The sequence below is a fragment of the Mesorhizobium sp. M0601 genome (assembly GCF_040320845.1).
In the GTDB taxonomy this organism is placed as follows: Bacteria; Pseudomonadota; Alphaproteobacteria; order Rhizobiales; family Rhizobiaceae; genus Mesorhizobium.
In genome coordinates, this window is the sequence record NZ_JAMYQK010000009.1 from 61,767 (window position 1) to 75,070 (window position 13,304).

The following is a 13,304-nucleotide window of genomic DNA, read 5'->3' on the forward strand; positions in this document are numbered from 1 at the left end:
GAGCCATCATGACCGCGACTGCGATCTCCGAAATCTGGTACACACGCTGCCCGGTGCCGACGCCTGTCGGGCTCGCCGCACAGCTCGGGCTTCTCGACGAGACCTTTCGCAAGGAGGGGATTGAATTGAAGTCGATCATCGATTCGCCCAATCGCGACATCCGCCAGAGCCATTTCAACCACACGCTCGACTGGTCGTTCCGCCACGGCGGCAACGTGCCGCCGATCCGCGCGCGGTCCGAAGGGCGCAAGACGCGTCTCGTCGGCATCACCTGGACCGACGAATTCCAGGCAATCATCGCCCTGCCCGGTTCCGGCATCAGGACAATCCAGGACCTGAAAGGCCGTCGCTTCGGCATCGCCCGGCGCCCCGAGGGAATCGTCGACTTCATGCGAGCGACGGCGTTGAAGGGACTGGTCTCGGCGCTCTCGCTCGAGGGCCTTGGCTATGGCGACGTCGAGATCGTCGACATAGCGCTGGCCGACAGCGTGCTCGACAGCCAGGAAGGACCGTCGCTGTTCGGCCTCAAGCGCAAGCAGGCCTATGGCGAGGAAGCCGCAGCCCTGATCCGCGGCGAGGTCGACGCCATCTATGTCAAGGGCACGGCCGGCATCAATGTCGCCAATCTGATCGGCGCCATCCAGGTCGTGGAATTCGGCTTCCACCCCGACCCGAACATCCGCATCAATTCCGGTTCGCCGCGCGTGCTGACCGTCGATGAACTGCTGGCGGAACAACGCCCCGATCTGGTCGCGCGACTGATCGAGACCATCCTGCGCGCCAGTGCCTGGGCCGAGGCGCATCCGGAAGAGACGCAGCGCTTTGTTGCCCGCGAAGCCGGGGCCACCGAGGAACAGGTGCTGGCCGCCAATGGCCCGGATGTCCATAAGCATCTCGGCCTCGGACTGCAGCCTGAGCTCGTCGCAGCGGTTTCCCACTACAAGAATTTCCTGCGCGACTGGGGCTTCCTCGCCGGCGATTTCGACGTCGAGGCCTGGGTCGATCGCCGGCCGCTCGATCTGGTGAACATTCGCGCCGCCGCCTGAGAGAAAGCCAACGTCAATTGCCGAGTTTCCGCAACTCCTCGAGAAAGTGGCCGGCCTTGCCGACGACTTCGCGCTGACCGCCGCGCATCACGACGCGACCGGGGAATTCCCATTCGCCAATTTCGACCGGCTTCACCAGGCGGGGCTGCTTGGCCTGGTCACGGTGCGCGAACATGGCGGCTTCGGTGGCGGGCTGACGGAAGCACAGGCGGTGATCGCCGAGATTGGCCGTGGCGAGCCGTCGACGGCGCTGGTGCTGGCCATGCACTACAACAGCCAGTATGCGATGCGGAAATCCGGAAAATGGCCGCGCCATCTGGTTCAGCGGATTGTCGAGGCCGGCCGTCTTGGCCCTGCTTTGATCAACGCCGCCCAAGCCGAGCCGCGGATTGGCTCGCCCGCCCATGGCAAGCCGCCCGAAACCATTGCCCGGCGCGACGGCAATGTCTGGCGGATATCCGGCCACAAGAACTACGTCACCGGCATTCCTATTCTGAAATGGGTGAACTTGCTGGCGCTGACCGACGAGCCGCAGCCCCGCCTGGCTTCATTCCTGGTGCCGACCGACGCGCCTGGATTGCGTGTCGAAAAGACATGGAACGCCGCCGGCATGCGGGCGACGGCCAGCGACGACATCATTCTGGATAATGTTGCGGTTCCTGCCGAAGACATCACCGAGGCGCAGCCGGCATCCGAGCCGCTGAGGCGCGAGGAAGGCGCGACGGCGTTCTTCTTTTCGCTGATCGGCGCTGTCTACCACGGTGCCGCCCGTGCTGCCCGTGACCGGCTTGTCTCCTTTGTCAGCACGCACGCGCCGGCAAGTCTTGGTGCGCCGCTGTCGACCGTGCCGCACATCCAGGCAGGGCTCGGTGAGATCGAGGTCAGGCTTGCGAGCAGCACGCGGCTGCTGCGTTCGCTCGCCGAAGATGTCGACGCCGGCCGGCCTGTGGGCACCGACGGCATGACGGTCAGGCATGTCGTCATCGACAATGCCGTTGCCGTCACCTCGCTGGCGCTGGAGCTTGCCGGCAATCCAGGCCTTAACAGAGATTTCCAGCTTGAGCGCCACCACCGTGATGCGCTGACCGCCCGTTCCCACGCACCGCAGAACCACATGATCCGCACGATCGCCGCCAAGGCGACGCTCAGCCGCCATATCGCCCGGCAGTTGGCCGAGACGCCGGCTATTGCCGCGGGCAAGCCCAAGCTCGCGGCGGTCGGTTGAGCGCCATGACAACAGAACATGTCGAAGTCGCCATCATCGGCGGAGGCCCCGGCGGCCTGACACTGGCGCAAGGCCTGAAGAAGAACGGCATCAGTGTCGGTCTTCGAGAAGGACCGCGCCCGCACCGACTATGTCCAGGGTTTTCGTCTGCGCATCCGCCAGCGCGGCATCGATTCCCTGATCGCCAATTTGCCGCCGGAACTCTACGACGCTTTTGTCGCCACGCTCGGCCAGGCGCCGGATCGCAACATCCTGCTCGACGAGAATTTCAACATCCTGGGCGAGGATGCCTGGGGCGGCGGCAACGCGCCGGGCGAGGCCGACGACACGCATATCGAAAAATCGGTAAGCCGTATCACGCTGCGCCAGGTGCTGTTGTCCGGCCTCGACGGCATCATGCGCTATGGCAAGGTCTTCTCTCGCTACGACGAGCAGCCGGATGGTTCGGTCGTCGCGCATTTCGAGGACGGCTCGGCAATCCATGCCGACGTGCTGGTCGGTGCCGACGGCGCCCGCTCGCGGGTGCGCCAGCAACTGGTACCGCATGCGCGAAGCTTCGACACCGGCGTCAGGCGTCTGGCCGGCAAGATGACGCTGCATGCCGCAGCCCTTCACCAGATCTCGCCGCTGCTACTCGACTACAATGCCGGCGTCAGGCCAACCGAAGGTCATGGGCTTATGGTCACCAGCCACAGGGTCAATGTCGACGCATTCCGAAAGCATGGACTGATCGGGCTGGACGACGCCACCCACAAGGATTTTTCCGGCTTCCATTTCAACAACACCACCAGCTATGTCTGGTGGAACACCGCCTATGAAAAGGACGAACTTGCCACAGACGACGCGCTGGCAAAGCTCTCCGGTTCAGAACTGATTGACCTGCTGATCTCGAAGATCGCCCACTGGCACCCGGAAATCCTCAACCTCATCCGCTACACCGACCCATCGACGGTGGCGCTGCTTCATGTCCACAGCTCCGAACCTGTCGATCCCTGGCCGACGAAACCGGTGACGCTGCTTGGCGATGCCATCCACGCCATGACCTATTTTCGCGCGCTTGGCGGCAACACCGCGATCTACGACGCCGGGCTGCTGGTGCCAGAGCTGGTGGCCGCCAAACGCGGCGACAAGCCGCTTCTCCAGGCGCTGTCGGAGTATGAGGCCAAGATGCTGGAGCACGGCGCCAAAGCCGTGCGGTCTTCGCTGACGGCGATGCAGAAGAACGTGCTGGCGGGCCGTCGCCGCCAATCGGAAGCCGCCGAATAGTGGCCCCCGAAAAAATCGCCTGACAGTGCTCCTGCCCTACGCCGCTTCCACCAGGCTGGTCGACTGGAAGTCGTACAAGAGGATCGCGATCTCGAAGCCGCGCCGCTGCAGCCAATGCGCCGTCGTCGCCGCGCGGACACCGAGCAGATCGTCGATCAGCACGACGCGGGCGCCGCGCACGGCGATGGTGCGATAGGCGACACCGAGCAACTGCCCGCCCTCAGACGCGATCGACCCCGGAATATGCGCTTCGGCGAACTCGTCGGGCGTGCGCACGTCAAGCAGGTAGGTCGTCCGCGTTTCGTCCTTCGCCCAGTTTGCGGCCGTGGCCGCATTGATGCGGGGAAAGCTGTCGCCTTCGGCAAGCTTTGCGATGTGCTCCCCGGCGAAACGCTTGGCATCCTCGCTTGCCGGACCATAGATTGCGGTCTTGCCGGTTTCGAGTGCAAGACCGGCCTCGCGCCATGCCCTGGTGCCGTCGTGCAGATAGGCGACCCGGTTGGGCACGCCGGCATCGATCAGTGTCTGCGCCCCGATGATGGCGCGCGGCAGGCCGGCGCAGGAGACGACAACCTGCGTCTCCGGTGAACGCACCAGGTCGGCGAAGCGTAGCACCAGCTCGGCGCCCGGCACGCTGATGGCGCCCGGCACATGGTCCTTTTCGAACTCCGCCACCGTGCGGCTGTCGAGCACCACCACGTCGGCGCCTCGGCCTCTGAGCACCGCGAGCTCTTCAACGCTGACGACCGGGGTCCCCTTCTCGTCGCGGATCGCCAGCGAAAAATCGACGCCCGGCGTATCGAAGGTCGGCAGGTCTTCAACGCCGCTTTGCGTCCATTCCGGAATTCCACCGTTCAGCGAAAACAGCTGGGTACGGCCATACCCCACCAGTCGTTCGATAAGTTGCTCGGCAACGCCGCTGCCGTCGTCCGCCAGCACGGTGCGCACCGATTTGCGCGGGATGAAGCGGTCGATCTCGGCCTCGACCTGAGCCGCGGGCAGGTTGGTGGCGAACAGCGGCGATGCGTATCCGACAGTCGCGCTGTCGCGAATGTCTAGCACCGCCAGTTCTTCGCCATCCGCCAGCCATTGGCGAAACATTTTCGAATCGATCGTCCTGTCGCTCATGATGCTTTCCTCTCTTGCTGTTCAGCGGCGCCACGGATCGGACGCGCAAGGCCGAGGTTCTCGCGCAACGTCCCGCCTTCGTAAGCAGTCCGGAACAGACGCCGCCGCTGCAGCTCCGGAATGACGAGGTCGACAAAATCGGTGAGGCCCGTCGGCAGGATCGGCGGCATGACGTTGAAGCCGTCCGCCGCGCCACCGGCGAACCACTCCTCCATCATGTCGGCCACATCCTTTGGCGTGCCGACGATCTGGAAATGGCCGCGCGCGCCGGCAACGGCGAGATACAATTGGCGGATGGTCAGGTTCCGGCTCGCGGCCAATTCGGAAACGACTTTCAGGCGGCTCTTCACGGCATCGGAACTGCCCAGTTCCGGCAACGGTCCGTCGAGTGAATGGCCGGAAAGATCGACACCGCCGAGCAATCCTGAAACCAGCGCCACACCAACCACAGGATCGACCAGGCGCTGGATCGCATCGAACTTGTCCTCGGCCTCCGTGCGCGTCGGTGCGACGACCGGGAAGACACCGGGCATGATCTTCAAGCTGTCGGCGGAGCGGCCAAACGAGCCCAGCCGGCCTTTCAGTTCGCCGTAAAAGCCGCGCGCCGATTCGATGGTCGGGTGGGCGGTGAAAACCACCTCCGCCGTCCGCGCCGCCAAGTGCTGGCCGGCATCGGACGAGCCCGCCTGGACGATGACGGGATGGCCCTGCGGTGGGCGAGCGACGTTGAGCGGTCCCTTGACGCGGAAATGCCGGCCGGCATGGTCCGGGGCGTGGATGCCGCGCCGGTCGATGGCGATCCCCGAAGCCTTGTCGGCGACGAAGGCATCGTCGTCCCAGCTGTCCCAAAGCTTCTGCGCGACAGCGACGAATTCCTCGGCGCGGGCGTAACGGTCGGCATGAACGGGATGCTGGTCGAGGCTGAAATTCGCCGCCGCCGGCGCATCGGCTGAGGTGACGACATTCCAGCCTGTCCTGCCGCCGCTGAGATGATCGATCGAAGCGAACAGCCGCGCCAAGTGGAACGGCTCCCAATAGGTGGTCGAGGCGGTCGCAACGAGCCCGATCCCTTGCGTGATGGTCGAGAGCGCCGACAAAAGCGTCAGCGGCTCGAAATGCACGACATGGCCGGTGCGCTCGAAGGTGTCGATCGGCTGCTCGCCATTGCGCGCGCTGAGGCTGTCGGCCAGAAACACCATGTCGAACAGGCCACGCTCGGCAGTGCGCGCGGCGTCCGCATAGTGCTGGAAGCTCAGGCCCGGATTGGCAGGCACATCGGGATGGCGCCAGGCAGCGACATGGTGGCCCGGTCCGCGAACAAAGGCTCCAAGCCTTATCTTTCGATTTTCAGTCATCAGCGGTTCTCGGGCTGGTCGCAAAGGGCGTTCCTATCTAGCGCCTGCCAAACCCGCTGAGTGAAAGAATGCCTTTCGTCAGCTGGCAATTATTGTTTTTTGACATCGGGTTACGGGAAAGCACGATGATCGTTGCCGGGGCGATGGGCTGGAGCCACGACCACCGGCATCGCAAAGGTTCTTGATGCTTCATACCCCTTCCTCCCCGCTACGTTCGATCCCTCGTTCAATCATCATCGTTGGCGGCGGCTTTGCCGGCGCGGTTACCGCGATCAAGCTGCTCGACCGTTCAACTGAGCCGCTGGCAATCACCATCATCGAGCGCCGGGCCGAGCTCGGTCGCGGCGTTGCCTATAGCACCGTCGATCCACAACACCTCGTCAACGGCGCGGCGCGCATCTTCTCGCTGCATCCGGACGATCCCGATCACCTCGTTCGCTGGCTTATGGGGAATGGGCCGGAGCACGGCTGGACACCGCCCGAGGATGTCCCGGACTCAAGCCCGCCGCGCTGGCTGTTCGGCAGCTATGTCCAGTCGGAACTGACGAGAGCGATCAGAGAAGCAGATCCGCGTTCTTCGCTGCGCCACATCAAGGCATCCGCCGTCGACATGCTGACGGGTCCGTCCGGGGTATGCGTCGGCACCAGCGATAGCCAGCAATTGCTGGCGGATGAGGCGGTACTGGCAACCGGGGTGTTCCAGAGCCAGCCGTCCACCACGGAAGCAGCCGTCGTCGGCGATCCCCGTTATGTCGCCAATCCCTGGGATTCGGCGGCGCTCGATCGGCTCGCCGGCAGCAAGGAACTGCTGCTGATCGGCTCCAGCCTCAGCATGGTCGACGTCGTCGCCAGCATGGAAGCGCGCGGCTTCAAGGGCGGTTATCGCGTCGTGTCGCGGCGCGGACAGATCGTCGAACCTCGGCGCAACGCGGAAGCGTGGCGCGATTTCCTCGCCGGGCGGCCGCTGCCGAAAACCACCAGGGCGCTTCTCGCACTGGTCAAGGCCGAACGCCGGGCAATCGAAACCACCGGCCTGGACTGGCAAGGGCTGCCGCTGACGATCCGGCCGTGGATCCTGGCCTTGTGGCAAGGCGCCGCCGACAGGGAGCGCTTGAAGTTCGCACGCCATCTGCGCGCCTTCTGGGATGTCACCGCGCACCGCGCGGCGCCACCGAGCTTTGAGCGCGTGGCACTGGCGCGAAGCCAAGGCCGTTGGACGGGTGGAGCGGGACGGGTGCTGGCACTCCATCCGCAGGCAAACGGCATCGTCGCTGAAATCCGCTGGCGTGATACCGGCGCGGTCGAACGGCTGCGCTTCGACGGCGTCGTCAACTGTCGCGGCCATCAGGAGCATGATTGGCGGCGGATCGCCGATCCATTCGTCCAGAACCTGCTCGAGAACGGCATCGTCAGGCCGCATGCGACCGGCCTCGGCATCGACGCGACGCATGACTGCCAGGTGATTTCCCGTGATGGCGAGACCCATGGCAATCTGTTCGCCATCGGCCATCCGCTGCGCGGCGTCGCCTGGGAATCGAGCTCGATCGGCGAACAACTGGCGCAGGCCATAGCCCTTGCCGGCCTTCTAGTCGGCGCCAGCCCAAGGCTGCGTGCTTTGGCCTGAAGTTACCAGCTTTGCGAAATGGAAGAAACGAAAACGGCCGCAGCTCTATGCGGCCCTTCTCTCATGATTGCCCGGCCGATTTAGGCGTTCGGGTCGAGATAGGCGTCGGCGAAATTCGCTGACAGGCCTTCGGCGCCAGGCGCGTAGTTCTTGACGGTTTTGCGGGCGATGATGATGGTCGGTGGCGCGATCAGATTGATGATCGGCAACTCGTCGGCGATGATCTCCTGGAACTTGAAGAAGAGTTGCTTGCGCTTGGCCTCGTCTAGCTCGACCGATGCGGCTTCCAGCAACCGGTCAACCTCCGGGTTCTCATAATGCGCGCCGTTGGAGAACGGCAGCCCTTTCTTGATGTTCTTTGACCAGTAGAGCCGCTGCGCCCCGGCGCTCGGGTCGAAGATGTTGCCGCAAGATTCGGTCGACAGGTCCCAAGTGCGGTCGGTGTAGATGGTTTTGACATAGGTGCCGAAGTCGAACTTCTGGATCTCGGCGTCGATACCGATCTTGGCCAGCGCCTGCTTGAGGAAGTCGGCATAGCCCCACGGATTGTAGGGATTGTTGGTGAGCCTTAGCTTGAAGCGGATGCCGTCCGCTCCTCGCTTGAAACCGGCCTCGTCTAACAGTTTTTCCGACAGCGCCGTATCGACGGTCGCGGCCTTCACGTCGGGATCGAAATACTTCTTGTTGACGACGCTGATCGGTGTCGGCGACACTTGGCCATAGCCGTAGAACACGATGGCGTTGACCGCATCGAGATCGATCGCATGTGCGATTGCCTGGCGGACTTTTTTCTCCTTCAGGATCGGGTTTTCGAGGTTGATGATCAGTTGGTGCAGCGGGCCGCTATAGGCGAAGACCGTGCTGTCGACGACGAATTGGGGCAGCGCCTTGAAACGCTCCAGATCGGCGAAGGCCACCGGGTTCGGTCCGATGTCGACCTCGCCCGTTTCGAGCGCCGCGGCGCGCGCGCCCGGATCGGTGATGAAGCGGAAAATGATCCGGTCGAGATAGGGTTTAGGCGCATCCCAATAGGTCGGATTCTTTTCGACGAGGATGTGGCTGCCCTTTACCCATTCCTTCAGCACGAACGGCCCGCTGCCGATGATCTGCTCGAAGGACGGATCGTCGGCCGGCTTCAGCTTCTCGTAAATGTGTTTGGGCACGACAGGCGATTCCGTCGCGGCCAGCCCCGAAATCAGGGCGGCGGATGGCTTCGACAATTTGATCTTCACGATATGCGGGTCCGACGTGTCGATGTCGGTGACGTTCTGGAAGGTGATGCGCCCGCGCGGATGCGCTTCGCGCAGCCGGGAGATAGAAAAGGCCACGTCCTCGGAGGTCAAATCATGGCCATCGCTGAACTTCACCCCCTGGCGTAGCTTGAAGACGTATTCGAGCCCGTCGTCGCTGATCGACCATTCGGTGGCCAGTTGCGGTCGCGGATTGAGATCGTAGTCGTAGGCGAGCAGGCCGTCGAAAATCTTCGGACCGATGGTGGCCGGTCCGCCAGCGCTGGTGTTGATGGAAACGATCTGGTTGGGCTCGGGATAGTAGACGAAGTTGAGCGTGCCTCCGGCCACCGGCTTTGCGTCTTCTGCGAATGCCCCGGCGGGAAGTCCAGCACTCGCGCCGGCCAGCAGCAGGAACTGATTGAACAGGCGTCGATTGATGGTCATGGTCGGTACTCCGAATTGCGCGATTTATCTTTAATGGAGAAAAGTCGGGATCGTCGTTTTCACGCGCCGGTCCCAACCAGAGGGCTTGCAGAACGCTTAGGCGTTTGGCGCGAGCCATATCTGCGCGAAGCTGTTGTTGATCCCCTGAGCGCCGGGCGCAAAATCCCGGACCTTGTTGTTGGCGACGATCTGGGCGCCGGCGGCGACCAGATCGACCGACACCACGTCGTCATGGATGATGTGCTGGAATTTGTACCAGAGCTCGCGCCGCTTGGTCTCGTCGGGCTCGATTGCCGCGGCTTCGAGGATCTGGTCGACCTCGGGGTTTGCGTAGTGGCTAGCGTTGGAGAAGACGAGGCCGATCTTGAAGTTCTTCGACCAGTAGGCGCGCTGGACGCCGAGCGTCGGATCGAAGGTGTTCGACAGCGACTCGACCACCAAGTCCCAGGCGCGGTCGGTGTAGACGGTCTTCAGGAACGTCGACAGGTCAAGCTTGAGGATCTCGGCATCGACGCCGACCGTCGCCAACGACTGCTTGATGAAATCGGCATAGGACGCCGGCAGGAACGCGTTGTAGGCAAGCCGGAGCTTGAAGCGCGTCCCATCGGCGCCACGCGGATAGCCGGCGTCGTCGAGCAGCTTCTCCGCCAGTTTGGTATCGGGCTCGCGCGCCTTGATGCTGGGGTCATACCATTTGGGCAGCGCCGTGCTGATCGGGCTCGGCGATACCTGCGCATAACCGTAGAGCGCGATGTCGACCAGCTTCTGCAGGTCGATTGCGTGGGCGATGGCAAGGCGCACATCGCGCTTGGTCAGGATTTCGTTCTCGTAATTGAAGAACAATTGCTGCTGTGGGCCGGAATAGGCGTAGGTGTTGGTGTCGACGACCAGAGCGGGGTTTGCCTTCAGCCGTTCGATGTCGGCCAGCGGCACGGGATTGGCGCCGATATCGATCTCGCCGGTTTCAAGAGCCGCCGAACGCGCGGCCGGGTCGAGGATGACGTGCAGGACGATGCGGTCGAGGTAGGGCCGAGGCGCGTCCCAATAATCCGGATTGCGGTCGAAGATCAGATGGCTGCCGGGCACCCATTCCTTGAGAATGAAGGGACCGGTGCCGATCGTCTGTTCGAGCTTCGGCTGTTCCGCCGGCTTGAACGTTTCGTAGACGTGCTTCGGCACAATCGGTGATTCCGAGCTGCTCAGTGCCGTGATCAGATAGGGCGCCGGCTTTGAAAGCACGATGATGGCGGTGTGCGGATCGGGCGTCTCGACCACGGTCACGTTTTGGTAGGTGATGCGGCCGCGCGGATGCGCCTCCTTCAGCCGGAAGATGGTGAAGGCAACGTCTTCCGACGTGAAGTCCTTGCCGTCATGCCATTTGACGCCGTCGCGCAGCTTGAAGGTGTAGCGCAGGCCGTCATCGCTGATCGACCACTCCGTCGCCAGCAGCGGTTTCGGGCTGAGGTCATAGGCGAAATCAAGCAGACCTTCATTCACCTTGGGACCGATCGCCTGGCCGGTGCCCGACGAGGTGTTGATGGCAATCAGCGACGTGGGGTCGGGATAGTAGGCCCAGTTGAGCGTGCCACCCTGGACCGGCGTTCCTTCGGCAGCGAAGGAAACCCCGGGCAATGCGAAGCTCGCACCGCCAAGCAACAGCAGCTGGTTGAAATGACGACGATTGACAGACATGGCCTTGAGCTCCGGAAAACGGCTACGATGGCATCCGGCGGCCGAACACACTCCGGCGCCTCGACGCGATGATCCCTGCCACGCCGCAAAACCGGAAGAATGATTTTCTATCGTCTGCCGAAAGCACCGCTTCGCACGACCGTTTCATTCCAGGATCTGGCAAAGCTGCTCGACGCCCAAATCAGCGCTCCGATCTTATTTCTACAAGAATTGTAGACATTACGATTTTTTAGATTTCCGTTCCCGCTGCCGCGACGCTGCGGCAAACGAAATTTTCCACCGGGCACTTTGGCGCAAAGCCCGCCCTCGTCGCGCCCAGCCTGAACGTGTTGAATGCGCTCCATGGTCGATCTCATTCGCGCAAAATCAAGGAAGCTGCGGCCGACGCTGGCGAGGCTTCCGCCGCTGACGTCGCTTCGCGCTTTTGTCGCAACCGCCCGCCACCTGAGCTTTACGCGGGCGGCCGAAGAGCTCCATGTGACGCCTGCCGCCATCGGCCAGCAGATCCGCCTGCTCGAGGATCACCTCGGTCAACCGCTGTTCCATCGCAACCGTGGCGAGCTTCTGCTGACGTCGGCCGGCCAGGCGCTGATGCCCGGCCTCACCGAGGCTTTCGACGTCGTTGTCGAGTCGGTCGCGCGGATTTCCGGCGACGAGGAGGATGCGCCGATCAAAGTGTCGGTCGCGCCCTCCTTCGCCAGCAAATGGCTGATCCCGCGCCTCGACGCACTGCGCGACGCGGTACCCGGCCTAGAAGTGCTGGTCGACGCATCGACCAGGCTTGCCGATTTTGCCAGCGAAGACGTCGACTGCGTCATCCGCTACGGGTCGGGCGCCTATAGCGGCCTGCTGACGGAACGGCTGTTTTCGGAAGCGGTGCTGCCCGTCTGCAGCCCGGAATTTGCTCGCATGCACGGTCTCTATCGCGGGCCGGAGGGGCTGCGTGACGCACCGATCCTGCATGAGGACGGTCCGGAACGCGATCCAAGCTGCCCTGACTGGAAGGGCTGGCTGAGATCCAACGGCCTGTCCGGCCGCTTTGTCGAGGGCGGTATACGGCTTAGCCAATCGTCACTGGTGCTCGACGCAGCTGCTGCCGGCAAGGGCATCGGTCTCGGCAAATTCCGGCTGGCCGAGCCTGACCTCGCCGCGGGGCGTCTGGTCAGTCCATTCGGCTCACCGCAGCCGGTCGAGTTTTCCTATTATTTTGCGACGACGCCGCACAAGGCGAAGCTGGAGACGGTCGAGCGCTTTCATGGCTGGCTGAAGGCCGAGGCGCGCCAGCTCGGCGCTCTCGACGTCCCACCGCCGGCGGCGCTTCCGGCGCGCATCGCCATTATCGCGGCCGAATAGCCTCGCCGCGGTCTCGCGAGCAGGCGCGCGCCTATTTGAGCTTGAAGCCCAGCGCTTTGAGCACTTCGCCCAGGCGATCACGGCCTTTCAGCGCTGCTTTGCTGCCGATGCGGTTCGAAACCAACTCTGTCCAGTCCACCACAGGCATCGCCTGCTCCTGCTGGAATAATCGAAGCCTCTGGTTGTAGGCTGCAAGATCGTCCGGATCGGGCTCTGATCGATAGCGCTCGCGGTGCAGCACCGCAGCCTGCGGCAGTCTGGGCTTGATGTCAGTCGCAGCCAGGAGATCGGGATAGCCGACGGTCAGGCCGAACACCGCCACGGTTTCCGGCGGGAGGCCGAGTTCGCGCGCCACCTCCTGCGGATGATTGCGCATCGCGCCGATGTAGCAGGAGCCGAGCCCGAGCGCGTCGGTCGCCACCACGGCGTTCTGTGCGGCAAGTGCGGCGTCGATCACGGCCAGCAGAAAGCTCTCCTGATAATCGAGCCCCTCGCCCACCCGGCCGTTTGCCTCGGCAATGGCGCGCAGCCGCGACAGGTCGGCCAGCCAGACCAGCAGCAGCGGCGCCTGCTCGATATGGCGATTGATCGCCGCCAGTTCGGCAAGCCGCGCCTTGCGCGCCGGATCCTCGACTGCGATGACGCTCCACGCCTGGAGATTGGAAGAAGTCGGCGCCGACTGGGCGGCGGCGACGATCAGTTCCAGCGTCCCTTCGGGAAGAGGCTTGGCGAGATAATTGCGGACCGAGCGATGCGAAAGGATCGCCTCGAGGGCTTCGTTCCAGCTTCCGGTATGCGCGCTTTGCGGCGCTCGATAACGCCGCCGTAGCGCCGCTTCACCACGCAGGTCAGCGTCGGAAGGGCGGATGCTGAAGGCGGCCGGCTGTGACATCGTCTTCCCTACTGGCAATCTGGCTTATTCGGTGTTCTGACGACCCC

Annotated in this window: 10 protein-coding genes; 5 read left to right on the forward strand and 5 right to left on the reverse strand. The window is 63.5% G+C overall.

Going from position 1 to position 13,304, the window contains the following annotated elements:
- Positions 1-8 precede the first annotated feature (8 nt).
- The 3 genes from NKI41_RS11435 to NKI41_RS11445 all read left to right on the forward strand — a co-directional run bounded on the left by NKI41_RS11435 (position 9) and on the right by NKI41_RS11445 (position 3,537).
- Entirely contained in the window at positions 9-1,046 is a 1,038-nt protein-coding gene (locus tag NKI41_RS11435) for an ABC transporter substrate-binding protein (protein ID WP_352683036.1), read from the forward strand.
- Between the two features lie 46 nt (positions 1,047-1,092).
- Entirely contained in the window at positions 1,093-2,271 is a 1,179-nt protein-coding gene (locus tag NKI41_RS11440) for an acyl-CoA dehydrogenase family protein (protein WP_352683037.1), read from the forward strand.
- Positions 2,272-2,364: 93 nt separating this feature from the next.
- Positions 2,365-3,537, forward strand: coding sequence for an FAD-dependent oxidoreductase (locus NKI41_RS11445; RefSeq protein WP_352683039.1), 1,173 nt, complete (start codon positions 2,365-2,367; stop codon positions 3,535-3,537).
- A gap of 36 nt (positions 3,538-3,573) precedes the next feature.
- On the opposite strand, the gene NKI41_RS11450 is transcribed toward NKI41_RS11445, so the two are convergent.
- The gene (locus NKI41_RS11450) at positions 3,574-4,665 is read right to left on the reverse strand and encodes a rhodanese-like domain-containing protein (protein ID WP_352540164.1); all 1,092 of its coding nucleotides are present in this window, start codon (positions 4,663-4,665) and stop codon (positions 3,574-3,576) included.
- Positions 4,662-6,023 (reverse strand): LLM class flavin-dependent oxidoreductase, encoded by a 1,362-nt coding sequence (locus NKI41_RS11455; RefSeq protein ID WP_502893705.1) that lies wholly within the window; start codon positions 6,021-6,023, stop codon positions 4,662-4,664. Before NKI41_RS11455 ends, NKI41_RS11450 begins: the two co-directional genes overlap by 4 nt.
- A gap of 181 nt (positions 6,024-6,204) precedes the next feature.
- On the opposite strand from NKI41_RS11455, the gene NKI41_RS11460 reads away from it, so the two are divergent.
- Positions 6,205-7,644: an FAD/NAD(P)-binding protein gene (locus NKI41_RS11460; protein WP_352683041.1), complete on the forward strand. Its 1,440-nt coding sequence runs from the start codon at positions 6,205-6,207 to the stop codon at positions 7,642-7,644.
- Positions 7,645-7,724: 80 nt separating this feature from the next.
- On the opposite strand, the gene NKI41_RS11465 is transcribed toward NKI41_RS11460, so the two are convergent.
- Together NKI41_RS11465 and NKI41_RS11470 are read right to left on the reverse strand one after the other, a co-directional pair.
- On the reverse strand, positions 7,725-9,320 hold the full coding sequence (locus tag NKI41_RS11465) for an ABC transporter substrate-binding protein (protein ID WP_352683043.1): 1,596 nt from the start codon (positions 9,318-9,320) through the stop codon (positions 7,725-7,727).
- Positions 9,321-9,416: 96 nt separating this feature from the next.
- Positions 9,417-11,012, reverse strand: coding sequence for an ABC transporter substrate-binding protein (locus NKI41_RS11470; protein WP_352683045.1), 1,596 nt, complete (start codon positions 11,010-11,012; stop codon positions 9,417-9,419).
- Between the two features lie 342 nt (positions 11,013-11,354).
- Here NKI41_RS11470 and gcvA point away from each other — a divergent pair, with 342 nt between their 5' ends.
- Positions 11,355-12,365, forward strand: a complete 1,011-nt coding sequence (gene gcvA, locus NKI41_RS11475; RefSeq protein WP_352471368.1) for a transcriptional regulator GcvA — start codon at positions 11,355-11,357, stop codon at positions 12,363-12,365.
- A 31-nt stretch (positions 12,366-12,396) separates the two neighbouring features.
- Here the strand turns inward: gcvA and NKI41_RS11480 are convergent, their stop codons facing one another.
- Positions 12,397-13,257, reverse strand: a complete 861-nt coding sequence (locus tag NKI41_RS11480; protein ID WP_352471369.1) for an NADPH-dependent oxidoreductase — start codon at positions 13,255-13,257, stop codon at positions 12,397-12,399.
- Positions 13,258-13,304 lie beyond the last annotated feature (47 nt).

Excerpts from the sequence above, each read along its gene's own strand:
- NKI41_RS11435 (WP_352683036.1), top strand. The coding sequence starts at position 9 with ATGACCGCGACTGCGATCTCCGAAATCTGGTACACACGCTGCCCGGTG.
- NKI41_RS11450 (WP_352540164.1), bottom strand. The coding sequence starts at position 4,665 with ATGAGCGACAGGACGATCGATTCGAAAATGTTTCGCCAATGGCTGGCG.
- NKI41_RS11460 (WP_352683041.1), top strand. The coding sequence starts at position 6,205 with ATGCTTCATACCCCTTCCTCCCCGCTACGTTCGATCCCTCGTTCAATC.
- NKI41_RS11465 (WP_352683043.1), bottom strand. The coding sequence starts at position 9,320 with ATGACCATCAATCGACGCCTGTTCAATCAGTTCCTGCTGCTGGCCGGC.
- NKI41_RS11470 (WP_352683045.1), bottom strand. The coding sequence starts at position 11,012 with ATGTCTGTCAATCGTCGTCATTTCAACCAGCTGCTGTTGCTTGGCGGT.
- gcvA (WP_352471368.1), top strand. The coding sequence starts at position 11,355 with ATGGTCGATCTCATTCGCGCAAAATCAAGGAAGCTGCGGCCGACGCTG.
- NKI41_RS11480 (WP_352471369.1), bottom strand. The coding sequence starts at position 13,257 with ATGTCACAGCCGGCCGCCTTCAGCATCCGCCCTTCCGACGCTGACCTG.